This window comes from Corynebacterium sp. HMSC074H12 (assembly GCF_001813755.1).
Classification (GTDB): Bacteria; Actinomycetota; Actinomycetes; order Mycobacteriales; family Mycobacteriaceae; genus Corynebacterium; species Corynebacterium hiratae.
Genome location: NZ_KV813927.1, coordinates 187,416 through 205,043 on the forward strand (window position 1 = coordinate 187,416; position 17,628 = coordinate 205,043).

18 protein-coding genes and 1 pseudogene are annotated in these 17,628 nt (G+C 60.9%); 14 read left to right on the forward strand and 5 right to left on the reverse strand.

Annotated elements, in window-relative coordinates; all coding sequences use genetic code 11:
- Positions 1-429, forward strand: a complete 429-nt coding sequence (locus HMPREF2932_RS08710) for a DoxX family protein (protein ID WP_070515637.1) — start codon at positions 1-3, stop codon at positions 427-429.
- On the opposite strand, the gene HMPREF2932_RS08715 is transcribed toward HMPREF2932_RS08710, so the two are convergent.
- Complete coding sequence (locus HMPREF2932_RS08715) at positions 426-1,280, reverse strand: hypothetical protein (RefSeq protein WP_070515635.1); 855 nt, start codon at positions 1,278-1,280, stop codon at positions 426-428. The genes HMPREF2932_RS08710 and HMPREF2932_RS08715 overlap by 4 nt on opposite strands.
- A gap of 37 nt (positions 1,281-1,317) precedes the next feature.
- On the opposite strand from HMPREF2932_RS08715, the gene rimP reads away from it, so the two are divergent.
- The 9 genes from rimP to HMPREF2932_RS08760 all read left to right on the forward strand — a co-directional run bounded on the left by rimP (position 1,318) and on the right by HMPREF2932_RS08760 (position 10,577).
- Positions 1,318-1,884, forward strand: a complete 567-nt coding sequence (gene rimP / locus HMPREF2932_RS08720; protein ID WP_070515633.1) for a ribosome maturation factor RimP — start codon at positions 1,318-1,320, stop codon at positions 1,882-1,884.
- Positions 1,885-1,887: 3 nt separating this feature from the next.
- Complete coding sequence (gene nusA / locus HMPREF2932_RS08725; protein WP_046648077.1) at positions 1,888-2,904, forward strand: transcription termination factor NusA; 1,017 nt, start codon at positions 1,888-1,890, stop codon at positions 2,902-2,904.
- Between the two features lie 120 nt (positions 2,905-3,024).
- On the forward strand, positions 3,025-3,360 hold the full coding sequence (locus tag HMPREF2932_RS08730) for a YlxR family protein (protein WP_070821723.1): 336 nt from the start codon (positions 3,025-3,027) through the stop codon (positions 3,358-3,360).
- A gap of 109 nt (positions 3,361-3,469) precedes the next feature.
- Positions 3,470-6,187 carry a translation initiation factor IF-2 gene (gene infB / locus HMPREF2932_RS08735; RefSeq protein ID WP_070512680.1) on the forward strand — a complete coding sequence of 906 codons (2,718 nt, stop codon included), beginning with the start codon at positions 3,470-3,472 and terminating at the stop codon, positions 6,185-6,187.
- A gap of 151 nt (positions 6,188-6,338) precedes the next feature.
- Positions 6,339-6,782 (forward strand): 30S ribosome-binding factor RbfA, encoded by a 444-nt coding sequence (gene rbfA, locus HMPREF2932_RS08740; RefSeq protein WP_046648080.1) that lies wholly within the window; start codon positions 6,339-6,341, stop codon positions 6,780-6,782.
- Positions 6,783-7,745 carry a DHH family phosphoesterase gene (locus tag HMPREF2932_RS08745; protein WP_046648081.1) on the forward strand — a complete coding sequence of 321 codons (963 nt, stop codon included), beginning with the start codon at positions 6,783-6,785 and terminating at the stop codon, positions 7,743-7,745.
- Complete coding sequence (locus HMPREF2932_RS08750; protein ID WP_071409995.1) at positions 7,746-9,044, forward strand: MATE family efflux transporter; 1,299 nt, start codon at positions 7,746-7,748, stop codon at positions 9,042-9,044. It begins immediately after the preceding gene.
- A 44-nt stretch (positions 9,045-9,088) separates the two neighbouring features.
- Complete coding sequence (locus HMPREF2932_RS08755) at positions 9,089-9,910, forward strand: metallophosphoesterase family protein (protein WP_071409996.1); 822 nt, start codon at positions 9,089-9,091, stop codon at positions 9,908-9,910.
- Complete coding sequence (locus tag HMPREF2932_RS08760; protein WP_046648085.1) at positions 9,903-10,577, forward strand: 4'-phosphopantetheinyl transferase family protein; 675 nt, start codon at positions 9,903-9,905, stop codon at positions 10,575-10,577. Before HMPREF2932_RS08755 ends, HMPREF2932_RS08760 begins: the two co-directional genes overlap by 8 nt.
- A gap of 9 nt (positions 10,578-10,586) precedes the next feature.
- On the opposite strand, the gene truB is transcribed toward HMPREF2932_RS08760, so the two are convergent.
- Positions 10,587-11,480: a tRNA pseudouridine(55) synthase TruB gene (gene truB, locus HMPREF2932_RS08765; RefSeq protein ID WP_071409997.1), complete on the reverse strand. Its 894-nt coding sequence runs from the start codon at positions 11,478-11,480 to the stop codon at positions 10,587-10,589.
- 37 nt (positions 11,481-11,517) lie between these two features.
- Here truB and HMPREF2932_RS08770 point away from each other — a divergent pair, with 37 nt between their 5' ends.
- The 4 genes from HMPREF2932_RS08770 (at position 11,518) to HMPREF2932_RS08785 (ending at position 16,175) form a co-directional block, all read left to right on the forward strand.
- Positions 11,518-12,498, forward strand: coding sequence for a bifunctional riboflavin kinase/FAD synthetase (locus HMPREF2932_RS08770; RefSeq protein WP_046648087.1), 981 nt, complete (start codon positions 11,518-11,520; stop codon positions 12,496-12,498).
- On the forward strand, positions 12,499-13,416 hold the full coding sequence (locus tag HMPREF2932_RS08775) for a nucleoside hydrolase (protein WP_071409998.1): 918 nt from the start codon (positions 12,499-12,501) through the stop codon (positions 13,414-13,416).
- A gap of 79 nt (positions 13,417-13,495) precedes the next feature.
- Positions 13,496-13,765 carry a 30S ribosomal protein S15 gene (gene rpsO, locus HMPREF2932_RS08780; protein WP_010190317.1) on the forward strand — a complete coding sequence of 90 codons (270 nt, stop codon included), beginning with the start codon at positions 13,496-13,498 and terminating at the stop codon, positions 13,763-13,765.
- A 139-nt stretch (positions 13,766-13,904) separates the two neighbouring features.
- Positions 13,905-16,175 (forward strand): polyribonucleotide nucleotidyltransferase, encoded by a 2,271-nt coding sequence (locus HMPREF2932_RS08785; protein WP_070512689.1) that lies wholly within the window; start codon positions 13,905-13,907, stop codon positions 16,173-16,175.
- Between the two features lie 95 nt (positions 16,176-16,270).
- Here HMPREF2932_RS08785 and HMPREF2932_RS08790 read toward each other — a convergent pair whose 3' ends face one another.
- From HMPREF2932_RS08790 to HMPREF2932_RS08800, 3 genes and pseudogenes are all read right to left on the reverse strand, one after another.
- Positions 16,271-16,873: an AMIN domain-containing protein gene (locus HMPREF2932_RS08790; RefSeq protein WP_246818646.1), complete on the reverse strand. Its 603-nt coding sequence runs from the start codon at positions 16,871-16,873 to the stop codon at positions 16,271-16,273.
- Positions 16,874-16,940: 67 nt separating this feature from the next.
- Positions 16,941-17,078: a VOC family protein gene (locus HMPREF2932_RS14025; protein ID WP_070700518.1), complete on the reverse strand. Its 138-nt coding sequence runs from the start codon at positions 17,076-17,078 to the stop codon at positions 16,941-16,943.
- Between the two features lie 272 nt (positions 17,079-17,350).
- Positions 17,351-17,628 (reverse strand): annotated as a pseudogene (locus tag HMPREF2932_RS08800) (HNH endonuclease); the annotation flags it as partial.

A 17,628-nucleotide genomic window follows, 5' to 3' on the forward strand; every position in this document is an offset into this window, starting at 1 on the left:
ATGAGTTCCCACAACCCCGCACTGACATATTCAATGGCTGCAGCACTCTCTGCCATGGGAGTGCTGCATTTTGCTAAGCCGAAGCCCTTCGAGTCCATCATCCCGCCACAGCTTCCAGGGTCGGCTCGCTTTTACAACTTCACCTCTGGCGCCTGGGAAGTGGTGACCGGTGCACTCCTGGCGAACCCATCGACGCGGCCTGCAGGCGGCCTTTCAGCCCTAGCTTTGCTCGCTGCCGTGTGGCCGGCGAACTTCTACCAAGCCTACAGGGACTTAGAAAGCGGTAAGGCATCAACCGGCAAGAAGATCTACCATGCGGTGCGTCTGCCGTTGCAGATTCCGGTCATGCGCTATGCCTGGTCGCTGTACGCCGAAAAAACGCCAAACGTCGGTAGCTTAGGAAAATCGAGCTCGCGAGGGAGGAATTAAGCTGCACTGATACGGTGAGATTGGGCGGCTACAGAAATAAGCCAGCTTCGCCATTCAGCATTGGGTGCCGCTTGGTCGGGCACCTCCTGTGAGGCGGCGGAGGCCCATGTCACCGTGTCACTATGCGCGACGTCGTCAAGGAACGCGCGCGCTGAGGCGGCGTCTACGGGCAGCTCACCGGAGGTCGAGGTGTAGGCCGCTGCGGGCTGTGGCACTGGTCCGATTTTGGCTACTGCTTCTTGGAGCGCGAGGACGCGGTTCTCGTGCAGAGCGAGGCGCTCATCAACCAGCTCTTCGACGTCAGGTGTGACATAGGAACGAGCAAAGTCCAAGGCATACACCTGCCGGTATTCCCAGTCCAAGAGTTCGGTGGCGAGGTCAGCGTCATCCTCCGTCAGCTCCGGCACAGCGCCCGGTTCATCGGTGGAGCGGGCCTCCATTGCGATGGCTTGGGCGACGAGCAAGGGCCGAGATTCCGGGGAGACCGCGTCAAGTTGCTCTTCAATCGATGAAGAAGCTGCGGCAAGCACGGCAGCCGCATCAGTGGCCTCGTATGCTTCACCCTCACGATTCACTTCGCAGGAGCGCGGAACGTGTCCTTCCTCGTCGCGGCCGCAGAGGCGCTCAATTTCGGAGTAAAGCTCGTCTGCGTGCTGCGCGCGCAGGGACGCGGCATCGGGATCGAGTTCCTGCAGTGCGTGGGCGTCGGCGCTGGCATCGTGAGCCAGAGAGGTCAACGTAGGGTCCGCGTGGGGGCCAAAATAGTCCACGATCGCGTCGGTGGCTTGGCAGCCGCCCAACCATGGGGCGGCGCAGACAAGGAGGGCGGGCACAACTACTCGGCGGTTCACGCGATAGACCCTACCCGTGTGACCTAGTCTAGAGCGCATGGCATTCCCAACACCCGCACAACTGACCGAAATCCTCCAGCCTGTTGCCGCCGCACGCGGCCTCGACATCGAAGATGTGAAGACTACACGAGCTGGTAAAAAGTCGCAGGTCATCATCCGCATTGATGGTGATGAGCGTCCGAGCTCCGATCTCATCGAGGAACTTTCGCAGGAGATTTCCGAGTTTTTTGATGCACAGGAGGAAGCGGGCACTCTTAACTTTGGGGCAGGCTACACCCTAGAGGTGTCGACCCCCGGCGTGGATTTTCCGCTCAGCGCACCACGCCATTGGCGTCGGAACCAAGGAAGGCTGGTCGGCTATGCGTTGAGCGACGAGCCCGGCACCACCCGTGTCGCCAGAATCGGTGCTCTCTCCGCGGACGAAGAATCAGTGGCGCTCATCACGACCGTGAAGAAGGAGGTGCGCTATCAGGTCGAGCGATTGGAAAATGTGAGCCGTGCAGTGGTAGAAATTGAATTTGCTCAACCTTCAGCACAGGAGCTGGAGGCGGCAATGCAGACGTTCGACTTCGCCGAGCAGAACTCGGCAACCCGAGAGGACTAACAAGTGAATATTGATCTAGAGGCACTCCGCACGATTCAGCGCGAGCGAGGCGTCCCGGTGAAGGACCTGCTCGAAGCAATCGCGGGTGCCCTTTTGTATTCCTACCTGGATCACCGTGCTGAGTCCGCTGAGACGAAGGCGGAGGGGACAAAGTCCCGCGTGGATATCGACGCCGATACCGGCGCCGTTGCCGTCATCGTGACGGAAAGCGATCTGGAGACCGGAGAGGTCGTCAGCGAGTACGACGACACCCCGGATAACTTTGGGCGCATCGGCGCCCAGGCTGTCCGCGATGCCATCCTGCGCAAGCTGCGCGAAAACGAAGCGGAGCGGACCTATGATTCCTATTCAGAATTGATCGGCACGGTGGTGTCGGGCGTCGTCCAGCGCGATATCCATGCCAACAAGCGCGGCGTTATCGTGGTGCAATTGGGTACCGAGCACGATTCGCAGGATGCTTTCCTGTTGCCGGCCGAGCAGCTGCCGGGGGAGAAGCTCGAGCACGGTGACCGCGTTAAGGCTTATGTCGTGGGGGTAAACCGGAACGGGGCCAAGGTGCAGATTACGCTGTCGCGTACCCACCCAGAGCTGGTTCGCGGCCTCTTCGAGCTGGAGGTCCCTGAGGTGGCCGACGGCGCAGTAGAGATCATCGCCATCGCCCGTGAGGCAGGGCACCGCTCCAAGATCTCCGTTCGCGGCCACGCCAAGGGCCTCAACGCCAAGGGTGCATGCATCGGCCCGAAGGGTTCCCGCGTCAGCAACGTGATGCGTGAGCTCGGCGGTGAAAAGATTGACATCATCGATTACAACGAAGACCCAGCCGTCTACGTGGGTAATGCTCTCGCACCGTCGAAGGTCGTGCGCGTAGAAATCCTCGACGAGGAAGCACAGGTAGCCAAGGTAACCGTGCCGGATTACCAGCTCTCGCTCGCTATCGGCAAGGAAGGGCAGAACGCTCGCCTCGCAGCTCGCCTGACCGGATGGAAGATTGATATTCACTCCGATGCCGCTCGTGACTAGCTTTCCAACCTGCCTGCGGTGGGATTAAAGGTTTGGCCTATTTTCGCGTAGACTAGACAACGGCCCACATGCAGGAATGCTGTGGCGTAGTAGTAGTGGTGATTCGACGTAAGGAGTGGGATGTCTCAGGGACAGCGACTCCGCACCTGTATCGCCACGCGTCAAAAGCATCCCGACACGGAATTGCTCAGGGTTGTCGCCGATAGGGACGATCCCACAGGAAGCCGTGTTGTTCCGGATCCGCGCCGCCGCCTCCCCGGCAGGGGAGCGTGGATTAGGCCAGATCTGGAGGCAGTAGAGCTGGCGGAGCGAACCCGTGCCTTCAGGCGCGCGCTCCGATTGTCCACAGACGTGGACACAGGTCACGTACGTGAGTACCTCGCTGCTCGGCAGCAGGTGCAGTCGGCGGGCAACAGCCCGTGCGACCCAGAGTTAAAAAGGAAGACCGAACACTGATGAGCGCACAACCATGAAGCAGCATCAGCGATGAAAGTCCATAGCCATTAACTAGGGGTCAAGCCGTATTCCGCGGCCTTGGCTCCTAGAAAGATTAAAGAGGAGACAAGTGCCCGGAAAGCTACGTGTACACGAGTTGGCAAAGCAGCTCGGCGTAACCAGCAAGGAACTACTCGCCACGCTGAAGGAACAAGGCGAGTTCGTCAAGACCGCATCCTCGACCATCGAACCGCCGGTGGTCAAGAAGATGCGCGCACATTATGAAGCTAAGGGTGGCAACGACAAGCCGGCGGAGAAAACCGCGCCGGCAGCCTCCCCGGCTTCTGCTGCCAAAAAGGCGGCAGAGAAGAAACCAGCAGAGAAGCAGCCGGCTACCGCCGCTAAGCCTGGTCCGAAGCCGGGGGCAGCGCCGAAGCCGGGTGCCGCTCCCAAGCCGGGCGGCGCCCCGAAGCCGGGAACTGCGCCTAAGCCGGGCGGTGCCCCGAAGCCGGGTGCACAGCGCAAGAATGCGGACAAGCCTGGCGAGCGCGCAGTTACACCGCGCTCCATGCCGAAGCCTGGTGGTACCCGTCGCGTCGCCAATAACCCGTTCTCCACGGGCGGATCGAGCGATCGCCCCAGCCCCGGACCACGTCCGGGCGGCAGCAAGGGGCAGCGCTCCGCCGGCAAGCCTGGTGATAACCGCGGTGGCAAGGGCGGAGCACGCCCGCAGGGTGATGGCAATCGCAGCGGCGGACGCCGCCCATCGCCGGCCATGATGCCTTCGCATCCGAACCCGGCCAGCATGCCGTCGAAGGCCGCAGGCAGCGGCGGTGGCGGTCGCGGCCGAGGTGGTCGTGGCGGCGGACCGGGCCAGGGTGGCCCAGGCCACGGTGGTTTCCGTGGCGGACGCGGCGGTCGCCGCGGTGGTACCGCTGGTGCATTCGGTCGCCCTGGTGGCGCACCGCGTCGCGGCAAGAAGTCGAAGCGTCAGAAGCGCCACGAGTTTGAAGAGCAGCAGAAGCATGAGGTAGGCGGCGTACGCCTGCCTGACGGCGGCGGCAAGGTAGTTCGCCTGCGCCGCGGTGCTTCCCTGGCTGACTTTGCCGAGAAGATCGGTGCGGATCCCGCAGCATTGGTTCAGGCACTGTTCAACCTCGGCGAGATGGTGACGGCTACGGCCTCCGTATCCGAGGACACCCTGCAGCTTTTGGGCTCGGAGATTAATTACGAGGTCCAGGTTGTCTCACCGGAAGACGAGGACCGTGAGCTGCTCGAGTCCTTCGACCTGCAGTTCGGTGAGGACGAGGGCGGCGAAGAAGCCCTTGAGAAGCGCCCGCCAGTCGTTACCGTGATGGGTCACGTTGACCACGGTAAGACCCGCCTTCTGGACACCATTCGTAAGACCAACGAAGGTGCGGGTGAGGCCGGTGGCATTACCCAGGGTATCGGTGCCTACCAGACCACGGTGAATCTCGAGGATGGCCCGCGTACCATCACCTTCCTGGATACACCGGGCCACGAGGCGTTTACCGCCATGCGTGCCCGTGGTGCCAAGTCCACCGACTTGGCCATCCTGGTGGTCGCCGCTGATGACGGCGTGATGCCGCAGACCATTGAGGCGATCAACCACGCCAAGGCAGCGGACATCCCGGTCGTCGTCGCGGTCAACAAGATTGATAAGCCGGAAGCTTCCCCGGATAAGATCCGTGGTCAGCTCACTGAGTACGGTCTGGTGCCGGAGGAATACGGCGGCGACACGATGTTCGTGGACATCTCCGCGAAGAACAACATCAACATCGACGAGTTGCTGGAGGCTGTCATCCTGACGGCGGACGCTGCACTCGAGCTCACCGCTAACCCGGATATGGATGCGCAGGGTTCTGCCATCGAGGCTCACCTCGACCGTGGCCGCGGTCCGGTGGCTACCGTCATCATTCAGCGCGGTACGCTGCGCATTGGTGATTCCATCGTGGTTGGCGATGCGCACGGACGTGTGCGTCGTATGCTCGATGAGTTTGGCAACGACGTGGAAGAGGCCGGCCCGTCCCGCCCGGTCCAGGTGCAGGGTCTCAACGGCGTGCCTGGTGCCGGCGACAACCTCTTGGTTGTCGAAGATGACCGCGTCGCTCGCCAGATTGCCGCACAGCGTGACGCGCGTAAGCGTTCTGCTCTGCAGGCCAAGGCCCGCAAGCGCGTCTCCCTCGAGGATCTGGATGCAGTGCTCAAGGAAACTTCGACGCTCAACCTCATCCTCAAGGGCGACAATGCCGGTTCCGTCGAAGCTCTGGAAGATGCCCTGCTGGACATCGAGGTCGACGACGAGGTTCAGCTCAACATCATCGACCGTGGCGTCGGTGCTGTGACGCAGACCAACGTCAGCCTGGCTGCGGCTTCCGACGCCGTCATCATCGCCTTCAACGTTCGCGCTGAAGGCAAGGCGACGGAGGAAGCGAATGCCGAGGGCGTTGACATCCGCTACTACACCGTGATTTACCGCGCCATTGAAGAGGTTGAGGCAGCTCTCAAGGGCATGCTCAAGCCCATCTACGAGGAGCGGGATACCGGTGCGGCGGAGATCCGCGCGCTGTTCAAGTCCTCCGCCGTCGGCACCATTGCCGGTTGTATGGTCACCGAGGGCAAGGTCAAGCGCAACGGCAAGGTTCGCCTCGTGCGCGACGGAAACGTCATCGTCTCCGATGCCAAGATCGAGTCCCTGCGCCATGAGAAGGATGACGCAAACGAGATCAACGCCGGCTACGAGTGCGGTATGGTCCTGTCCTACCCGGACATCCAGGTAGGCGATATCATCCAGGCCTACGAGGAAGTCGAGGTCCCCCGCGACTAATCACATCTGAGCTCTCCGCTCACTAAATGCGCTCAGATAACAAAGCCCAGCCAGGAAAGTTTCCTGGCTGGGCTTTAATCATTTCGGCCGAAAGGTGCAGAATCGGTATCCTAGACTAGTTGCCAGTACCCGTACGCAAAGGAGCTTCACCATGGTTGATCACGCACGCGCCGCGCGCATGGCAAAGCGCATTCAGACAATCGTTGCCAGCGCTATTGAACGCCAGATTAAGGATCGTCGCCTTGAGCTTGTGACCATCACGGATGCCCGCGTTACGGGTGACCTGCACGATGCCACCGTGTACTACACGGTGCGCGGCGCGGATATCGAATCCGAGCCGGATTACGATCAGGCTGCCGAGGCTCTCACGCGAGCTAAGGGGCAGTTGCGCAAGATTGTGGGCGACGAACTGTCGGTTCGCTTTACACCGACGCTGTCCTTTGAACTTGACACTGTCCCCGAGGCGTCCGCTCACATGGAGGATTTGCTCGCCCGCGCCCGTGCCCGCGATGCGGAGTTGGCCAAGTTGAAGGAAGGCGCGCAGCCGGCTGGTGATGCGAATCCGTACAAGACCTCGGATAAGGAAGAGGACTAAGTGTCACGAACCAACTACGAAGCCGCAGTTGATGCTCTGGTGCAGGCCAGCAGTATTTGCATTATCACGCACTTGCGCCCAGACGCCGATGCTGTCGGCTCTGCGGCGGCCCTCACCTTGGCGCTGCGCCAGCGCGGGAAGCAGACCCGCACCGTGATCGGGCAGCGCCGCGATATTTCCGCCAACCTATTCTCCATTCCTACCGTGGACGAGATTGAGTTGGTGGATGAGCTTCCGCAGGGCTACGACCTTTATGTCACTGTGGACTGTGGCTCGATAGAACGGACAGGTTCGGTAGCGCAGGGGCTCGAGAAAATGGCCGCCGTCGGCCGCGTCCTATGTATCGATCACCATGCTTCTAACGACGGCTTTGGTGCCATCAACGTGGTGGATCCAGTGTGTGAGTCCACCACGGTGGTTCTGCTCGATATCCTGGATAGGCTTTCCATCCAGATCGATCGCGTCATCGCGCACTGCCTGTACGCGGGCCTTGTTACCGATACCGGTAACTTCCGGTGGGGCCGCCCAGCGATGCATGATATCGCTGCGCGCCTGATGCTCTATGGGCTCGACACCAAGCAGATTGCGCTGGAACTCATGGACTCCAGCACGGCCGATGACCTGCAGATGATCGGACGTGTGCTCTCAGGCCTCAGAATTGAGGAAGCAGGGGAGCACCGCCTGGCGGTTCTCTTCGTGCCGCATGAGGAAGTCGCGTCTCATGCCGATTCCGCCATTGAGTCTTTTGTCGACTATGTCCGCGCATTGAAGGGCACTGACATTGGAGTGGTCTTCAAGGAACAGGCGCCCAATGTGTGGGCAGTATCTTTGCGTTCCTCTGCGGTCAACTGCGCCGAAGTGGCCCTCACCTTCGGCGGCGGTGGGCATGTTCCGGCTGCTGGCTATACCGCGCACGGAACGCCCGAGGAGGTTATCGCGCAGCTGGTAGGTGCGTTGTCCTAAATGGCTTCCGAGCAACCAGTCAAGGTTTCTGCCGCGGAGGTTTTCCGCCTCGCTGTGCCCGCTCTGGGCGTTCTCGCGGCGATGCCGCTTTATTTGCTCCTGGATACCGCGGTGGTGGGCCGGCTTGGAGCGGAGGATTTGGCCTCGCTGGGGGCTGCGGCCACGCTACATTCCGTGGTCACGACCCAGCTGACCTTCTTGTCTTATGGCACGACCGCGCGAGCCTCTCGTTTATTCGGTGCAGGTAAGCGGGAAGAGGCCGTGGCTGAGGGCGTGCAAGCAACGTGGGTTGCCGTGGGCGTGGGGGTGATGCTCGGTATCACCATGTGGCTCTTCGCCGGCGTCTTCGCGATGTGGTTGACTGGCAATCCAGATACGGCGCGCGGGACGGCGCAGTGGCTGCGTATCGCCGCCGTCGCGATTCCCTTTACCCTCATCAACATGGCTGGCAACGGCTGGATGCGCGGCGTGCAAAACACCCGCAAGCCCCTCTATTTCACCCTTGCAGGTATGGTTCCCGGTGCCATCGCGGTGCCTATTTTCGTGCACTTCTGGGGTCTGCCGGGCTCTGCTCTGGCCACGGTGCTGGGGATGGGGATCATCGCGGCGTTCTTCGTGGGGGAGCTGCGCCGCGAGCATACCGGCTCGTGGGAGGTTCGCTGGAGCGTTGTGCGTCGGCAGCTCGTGTTGGGGCGAGACCTCATCGTTCGCTCGTTGAGTTTCCAAGTGGCATTTTTGTCGGCGGCAGCGGTGGCCTCGCGTATCGGAACTGCCCAGTTGGCTGCGCATCAAATCATGATGCAGATGTGGAACTTCCTGTCCCTCGTTCTGGATTCCCTCGCGATCGCTGCCCAAGCATTGACCGGCGCAGCGTTGGGGGCAGGGTCAGCGCGCTATGCCCGCACTGTAGGAACCAAGGTGACGCTCTACTCGACGTCCTTCTCCCTCGCACTCGCAGCGGTACTGGGCCTCGGCGCCGGTGTCATCCCGCAGATTTTTACTACGAGCCCGGAGGTCCTCGAGGTCATTTCCGGCCCGTGGTGGGTTATGACTTTCCTCGTCATTATTGGCGGCGTCGTTTTCGCCCTGGACGGTGTTCTCCTGGGCGCTGGGGACGCAGCCTTCCTCCGCACACTCACCCTCGCGTCAGTGCTTCTAGGCTTCCTCCCCGGTGTCTGGTTGGCCCTGGTTTTCGGCACCGGCCTGACCGGGGTGTGGGGCGGAATCGCCGCGTTCATCCTCATCCGCATGGTGGGCGTGGTGTGGCGCTTCTACTCCATGCGGTGGGCGCAGGTCTAGCCCTATGGTAAAAGTAGAGAGAATGTTTGTGTGAAGGAGGCGCTATGACCACTTTGTGGGCTGTCTCCGATCTCCACGCGGCGGTACGAGTCAACGGGGACCGCATCGACGAACTCGTTCCGCCGAACCCGAATGACTGGTTGATTGTGGCGGGCGACGTGGCCGAGCGCATTGACCTTGTCATCAACACCTTGGCCCGGCTGAAAAACCGCTACGCCACCGTGATCTGGGTGCCCGGCAACCACGAGCTCTTCTCCCGCGGCCAGGACGCGTATCAGGGACGTGAAAAATACGATCGGCTCGTGGAAGGCTGTCGGGAGATTGGCGTGGTTACCCCAGAAGACCCTTTCCCAGTTTTTGGAGGGGTTACTGTCGTACCGCTCTTTACGCTGTATGACTACAGTTTTCGTCCGCCGGGAACAACGGTAGAGCAGGCGCTCGCGAGCGCGAAGCAGAAGCAGATTATCATGACCGATGAATTTGCTATCGCCCCGTTCGTCGATGTGCGCGCGTGGTGCTGGGACCGCTTGGCGTATTCCATCAAACGCTTATCACGGGTTGAGGGCGAGACCGTCCTGATCAATCACTGGCCGCTGGTGCAGGAGCCAACCTTGTACCTGCGCTGGCCCGAGGTGGCGTTGTGGTGTGGAACCCGCCACACGCGTTCCTGGCCGCGGCGCTACAACGCCAAAGCGGTCATCTACGGTCACCTCCATATGCCCAACCGAGCCAACATTGATGGGGTAGACCACATTGAGGTGTCTCTGGGCTATCCGCGTGAGTGGCAAGCGCACGGACATCTCCAGCCGTGGCCATATCCGGTGCTGAGTATCGATGAGAAGACAGGGAGGGCAGAGCATGCTTGAGCCTTCCCTCTTCCCGGAGTCAGCGCGCTATTGCTATGTGCGTACAGACGAGTCGATGACAGACCTGCTCAATTACAACCACCTATCCCCGGAAGAGCGCTCAGTGGTCTCGCAGGCCGTGGACGTGCGCAAGTCCGAATTTGGGGATGCACGCTGGTGTGCCCACCAAGCCTTGAAGGAGCTCAACTACACCGACAATGAGCCGATTCTGCGCGGCGAGCGAGGCATGCCGCTGTGGCCGGAGGGCTATACCGGATCGATGACGCACACCGAAGGCCTGCGTGCAGCGGTAGCAGCGCCAACCACCCACGTGCGCTCGATGGGGCTGGATGCCGAACCCGCGGAGCCTTTGCCGGAGCATGTGCTGACGATGATCGCTCGGCCGGGGGAGATGCCGCAGCTGGCTCAGTTACAAGCGGCGGGTATTTCCTGCCCGGACCGCCTGTTGTTCTGTGCCAAGGAGGCCACCTACAAGACGTGGTTCCCCATGACCCGGCGGTGGCTTGATTTTGACCAAGCGGAAATTGACCTGCGCCTAGACGGAACGCTCGTCTCTTACCTCTTGGCGCGGCCGACTCCAGTGCCGTTCATTACGGGGCACTGGATCATCCGGGATGGCTATGTCATCGTTTCTGCTGCCGTTCCAGCGCTCAACTTTGACAGGTAAACCGGGGCGTTAAAGCGTCGAGGGCCGCGCGACGAAAACCGTGGCTAAGCGCTTTCCTTTCTCCTTGATCAGGGCGATCGACCGTCCCTGCGGATCGACGGCCGCGTACGTGCCTTGCAACCCGCGCGGCTCCAGCCACTTGCCCATAGCCAGGGCTTGGGCCTCATCATCGGTGACTTCTAAAACCGGATAGCTGCGAGCGAGAGCCTCGTCGAGACTCAGGGACAGCGTCGGGGAGTCCTCGAGAGCAGAGAGGGGGAGGGCGTCGTCAAGCGTGAAAGGGCCCACCTCCGTGCGGCGCAGCGCGGTAAGGTGCCCGCCGACGCCGAGGGCCTCACCCAGATCCCGGGCCAGCGAGCGGATGTAGGTTCCCGAAGAACACGCGACCGACACGTCCAAATCTACGAACTCGCCGCAGCGCCGCGTATCGAGGATATCGAAGCGGCTGACCGTGACCGGGCGAGCTGGAATCTCAACCTCTTCGCCCGCCCGCACTCGTTCGTGGGCACGCTTGCCATCGATTTTGATCGCGGACACCGCTGCCGGCCGCTGCAGAATATCGCCGGTCAGCGCAGCAACCTCGTGCGCAATGGCAGAATCTTCCACACTGGTTGCCGGTTTGCCCCACGTAGCTTCACCTTCCGCATCGTCGGTGTGGGTCGCCATGCCGAGGCGAATCGTGGAGTCGTAGGCCTTGGTGGAAGCCACCATATGCGCAAGAAACTTGGTGCCACGTTCGAGGCCTACAACGAGCACTCCCGTGGCCATCGGATCAAGCGTGCCCGCGTGCCCCACCTTGCGGGTGCGGAAGAAGCGACGCAGTTTTCCCACGACGTCGTGCGAGGTCATGCCGGCGGGTTTGTCGACGACCACGAGGCCGGAACGTTCGAGCGGATCAGTCATGCCCTGCAGTCTAGGGCACCGGCCGCGGTGGGATAGCATGGTGGCCGTGGATATTTGGTACGGAATCAATAGCATCCCCGCTGACCTTGGTCCGACATCAGTGACGATTGGTGTCTTCGATGGCCTGCACCGCGGACACCAACAGTTGGTCACAAAGGCCGTCGAGCATGCGCGCACGCATGGCCAACGCCCAATGATGGTGACCTTTGATCCGCACCCAGTCTCCGTGTTCTTGCCGGAGCGCGCGCCGCTCTCCGTGATTACTTTTGAGCGCCGCATGCAGTTGGCGGAAGAGATGGGCATCGAGGCCGTGCTCGTCATCGACTTCACCGAGGAACTCCAGGGCGTCGAGCCGCGCGAGTACGTGACGGAACTCCTGGTGGGGCGTTTGCACACAGAACACGTCGTGGTGGGGGAGAACTTCACCTTCGGCGCAGGTGCATCCGGCACCGCGGAGGCGCTAGCGAAATTCGGTGCCGAATTCGGGTTCGACGTTGACATCGTGCCTTTGCTTGACGACGAGGGCGAGCGCATCTGCTCCACCAACATCCGCGCCGCTCTTGCTAAGGGCGATATTGCGCGCGCCAATTGGGCGCTGGGACGCCACTTTACGGTGACCGGGCCCGTTGTGCGCGGTGCAGGACGCGGCGGAAAGGAGCTTGGTTTCCCGACCGCCAACCAGTATTTCCCGGAATCCGTCGCCATCCCGGCCGATGGCGTCTACGCGGGCTGGTTCGTGGTTGAACCCACCGGCGCTCCACTCGAAGGCGACATGGAGCCCGGCGTTCCTTATCCAGCCGCTATCTCGGTGGGTACGAACCCCACCTTCGGCGACGAGGAGCGCTCTGTGGAGTCCTTCGTGCTGGACCGTGACGCAGACTTGTACGGGCACGAGGCCACCGTGCACTTTGTCGACCACGTGCGAGACATGGAGAAATTCAACTCCGTGGAGGAACTCCTGACGGCTATGGAGCGAGACGTTGCTCGAGTTCGTGAGATTCTGGCACGCGAGGCTTAAATGAAGATCATCCTCGACCTCGACACCGGAATCGACGATGCCCTCGCTCTCGCCTATGCCGTAGCGCACCCTGATCTCGAGTTGATCGGGGTCACCGGCACCTATGGCAATGTGCCGGTGGCGCTGGGCGTGCGTAACTCGCTGGCGTTGCTGGAGCTTCTCGACGCCGAGGATGTCCCCGTCTTCATTGGGCCGACACGCCTGGGCTTTAACGTTGCCCCCATTTCAGCGTTCATCCATGGCCGCAATGGACTTGGGGAAGTGCTTCTGCCTCCGCCGCGCCGCAAGGCATATGAGGATGCAGTGGGCTTTCTTATCCGTTCGGTCCGTGAGCATGGTGAGGATCTGGTGATTGTGCCGACGGGGCCGTCGACAAGCATCGCAGCTGCCATGCGTGAAGACCCGGACTTCGCCCGCAACGCCCGCATCGTCATGATGGGCGGGGCGCTGACCGTGCCCGGGAACGTCACGCCCTATGCCGAGGCCAACGTCTTCCAAGATCCCCAAGCCACGGACTATGTATTCCGCCATGCTCACGACCTCACGATGGTGGGGCTCGATGTTACGCTGCGCACGTTGCTCACCAGGGAGCACACGCAACAGTGGCGAGGAACGCGGACGGGCCAGATCTACGCGGACATCGTGGACTACTACATCCGCGCCTACAAGACGACGTCTCCGCACCTTGGCGGTTGTGGGCTCCACGATCCTTTGGCGGTGGCCGTGGCAGCGGATCCCTCGCTGGTTACATGCCTCGATCTCAACCTGCGGTGTGAAGAGAACGGGCGCACTATCGGTGACCCTGAACGCCTCGACAATCCCACCACCCGCGTGGCCGTTGCCGTCGACGACGCGCGCTTCGTCGATGATTTGATGTCGAAGCTGGGCAGCCTCTATACTTCTACTTCGGCTTGCTGACTGCGGTCCACAGTAGTCACGGGCAGCGCCACATGGCGCAACATTTCATGTGGACTGAAATACAATAGGAGATTTTTCCATGGCTTTGAGCACCGAGAAGAAGGCTGAAATCCTCAAGGAGTACGGCCTGCACGAGACCGACACCGGCTCCCCGGAGGCACAGGTTGCCCTGCTGACCTCCCGCATCAACAACCTGACCGAGCACCTCAAGGACCACAAGCACGATCACCACTCCCGCCGTGGTCTGCTGCTCATGGTTGGTCGTCGCCGCGGCCTGCTGAAGTACCTGGCAGCCAACGACGTTGACCGTTACCGCGACCTGATTTCTCGCCTGGGTCTGCGCCGCTAAGCGCTTAACTTTTCAACCCCCGCACGCAGTGCGGGGGTTTTCTTATCTCATCTGCTAAAATCCTTGGACGTTGTCAGAAAACATCGAAGAAGAGGCGGCACCGAAGATCGCCATGACAGCTCCAAGGAGAGTTACATCCATGAGCGCTAAGAACGCTAAAAAGCAACCGAACAATTCCGTCGAGTTTCTTATCGACGACGATTACGGAATCACCGAGGCCATCGCCACCCTGGACAACGGCGATTTCGGCACTCGCACCATCCGTTTTGAGACAGGCCAGCTGGCTCGCCAGGCCGGTGGCTCCGTGACCACTTACCTGGACGAGGACACCATGCTGCTGTCCACGACCACCGCTTCTAACCAGCCGCGCGAAGGCTTCGACTTCTTCCCGCTCACCGTGGACGTCGAGGAGCGCATGTATGCCGCAGGTAAGATTCCGGGCTCCTTCTTCCGCCGCGAGGGGCGTCCCTCTACTGAAGCGATTCTGGCGTGCCGCCTCATTGACCGCCCGCTGCGCCCGACCTTTGTCAAGGGTCTGCGCAACGAGGTCCAGGTCGTCGTCACGGTCCTCTCCATGGACCCGGAGGAGTACTACGATGTCGTTGCCATCAACGGCGCTTCCGCCTCCACTCAGCTCTCTGGACTGCCGGTATCCGGCCCGGTGGGCGGCGTGCGCATGGCACTGATTGCTGATGATAAGCACCCGAAGGGCCAGTGGGTGGCCTTCCCGAATAACGAGCAGCACGAGCATGCCCTCTTCGAGATGGTCGTTGCCGGCCGCATCGTGAAGAAGGGCCGCAAGGACGACGTAGCCATCATGATGGTCGAGGCCGGCGCTGGTGTGAACGTAGCCGAGCGCATCAAGGAAGGCGCACCGGCTCCGCAGGAGTCCACCGTGGCTGAGGGCTTGGAGGCTGCGAAGCCTTTCATCAAGTCCCTGTGTGAAGCGCAGGCAGGTCTGGCGGAGCGTGCAGCCAAGGAGACGCAGGAGTTCCCGCTCTTCCCGCCTTACGGTGATGATGTTTACGCGGCCGTTGAAAAGGCAGCCGCCAAGAAGCTGGAGAAGCTCCTCACCATCCCGGGCAAGCAGGACCGCGATGACGCCACTAACGAGTTCATGGAGCAGGTCGAGGCTAAGCTCGTCGAAGACTTTGACGACCTCGACGAAGCCGATGCATCCAAACAGATCCGCAACGCCTTCAACGCCGTGATGAAGGACATCGTGCGCACCAAGATCCTCACCGAGGGCTTCCGGATCGATGGCCGTGGTGTGACCGATATCCGTGACCTCGGCGTGGAGGTTGATCTGATCCCGCGTGCACACGGCTCCTCTCTCTTCGAGCGTGGCGAGACCCAGATCCTGGGTGTGACCACCCTGGACATGCTGAAGATGGAGCAGCAGATCGATTCTTTGACCCCAGTGGAGTCCAAGCGCTACATGCACCACTACAACTTCCCGCCGTACTCCACCGGCGAGACCGGCCGCGTAGGTTCCCCGAAGCGCCGCGAGATTGGTCACGGTGCGCTGGCTGAGCGCGCGTTGCTGCCGGTGATCCCGTCCCGTGAGGACTTCCCCTACGCCATTCGTCAGGTGTCTGAGGCCCTTGGTTCCAACGGTTCTACCTCCATGGGCTCCGTCTGTGCGTCCACCCTGTCCCTCTACAACGCGGGCGTTCCGCTGAAGGCCCCAGTGGCGGGTATCGCCATGGGCTTGGTTTCTGGTGAAGTTAACGGCAAGGAAAAGTTCGTGGCACTCACCGATATCCTCGGCGCTGAGGATGCCTTCGGCGATATGGACTTCAAGGTTGCCGGTACCTCCGAGTTCATCACCGCCCTGCAGCTGGACACCAAGCTGGATGGCATTCCATCGCACGTGCTTGCCGACGCCCTCGAGCAGGCCCGCGACGCCCGTGCCGCCATCCTCGACACGATGTCTGAGGTCATCGAGGGCCCAGACGAGATGTCTGGCCTGGCTCCGCGCATTACCTCGGTGACTATCCCGGTGAACAAGATTGGTGAGCTCATTGGCCCGAAGGGCAAGACCATCAACGCCATCACCGAGGAAACTGGCGCCGATGTCTCCATCGAGGAAGACGGCACCGTCTACATTTCGGCCGCTACGGGTGAAGCCGCTGACGCTGCCATCGACCGCGTGAACAGCATTGCTAACCCACAGCTGCCGAAGGTGGGTGAGCGCTTCCTCGGCACCGTAGTGAAGACCGTGGCTTTCGGTGCCTTCGTTTCCCTGACCCCGGGTCGCGACGGCCTTGTGCACATCTCGAAGCTGGGTGGCGACGAGCGCATTGAAAAGGTCGAAGACGTCGTCAACGTTGGAGATAAGATTCAGGTGGAAATCGCCGACATCGATAACCGCGGCAAGATCTCCCTGGTCCCAGTCGAGGAGGATTAATCCCCAGACTAGCTAGGACTGTTAGGACCTCCTAGAACAAGGGCCCTGTAACCCAGGAATTAGCTGGGGCAGGGCCCTTATCGTTTCACCACACGTCAATCCTGGAAGTCGAGAACTAGGCGTTTAGGGGCCTCCAGGAAAGTCACTGAGTACGGCGTCTTCTTCTGTAGTCCAATGATCAATTGGGTTTGTGCCTCGAATGAGGCCGTGTATACGACTTCTCTCACCACACCGGTGCCAGGAGTAGTTCCCGGCTTCATATATTTTTCTTCGAGTTTGGGGGTGGAAGGCCACGGAGTACCTTCGATCCCCAGATTGAGAAAAGTGTTTCCCTTTACTTCGACTGGATGACCTGATGCCTGCTGACGAGGATCGTCGGTATAAGCGGTGAACCAGCCGGGCTCACCTTCTCCTTCGAGGTCAACCACCACCCGCGTGAAACCGTCATGAGCACCTACGCGCACGCCCGTCGGAATGAGGCCGCCCAACCGATCTGGCATGTGGTGTTGGTCATCAATCGCAGCCGTCCCCATACCCGCAAAGGCAGCAACATTGGCATCCTGTTGTGAGGGAGCATTCTGCGTGTCTCTGGACGGCGGCTCCGGCCCATCGATAGCAGCGGAGCTAGACGGAATTGCATTGAACTGCGGCGTCGGAGTCGTGTCTGACCCACGCTCCGCGCATGCAGTGAGAGGCATTACGCATACGGCGCTAACGGCTGCGAGGATAGCGACGGAAGAAGGTAAGTGTGACATTTTTTATTCTCTATTTCTTGAGCTGTACCAGTTGGATGAGGTTTCCTACGGTGTCATCGAAGACGGCGATGATGGAGGGGCCGACGTCGGTAGGCACCATAGTGAAATGCACTCCCTTTTCAGTGAGCTCGCTATATTCCCTCTCCACGTCTGCGGATAGGAACTGGGTGACAGGGATACCGTCAGCGAAGTCGTGAGCGAGGGCAACATCATCGACGGGTACTGAGGCAATGTAGATCTGCGTTCACTCCATCCTAACCGGCATCACTAAGTCCAGCCGGTCCCAATGGCAACAGTTGGGGCGAGCCTGACTGGGCTTCGGCAGTGCAGTCGTCGTCTGTGACGACGGTGGTTGTGTTCCTGGTTTCTTGGGTTTCCTTTCTGCTGGATTGGTGTCGTCGTTTTATTCGACGGCGGGGTTTAGAAGGGGATGTCGTCGGTGCCTGCGTCTGTGACGGTGTTGCCCTCGGCTTCGGCTTCGGCTTTGGCTTGGGTTTGTTGTTGTGCGTAGTCGTCGAGTTCTTGTTTCAATTGTTGGGCTTGCTCGCGTACGCGTTTTCTGGTGTTGGTGATGTGTTGGGCGACTGTTTGCGCCCAGCGTTTCTGCTTGGGCGCTAATGGCCCGTCGGCTTCGGTAATTGTCCAGGTGCCGTCTTCGTAGAGCCAGATGACATCCCCGCTGTAGGGGTCCAGCAGGT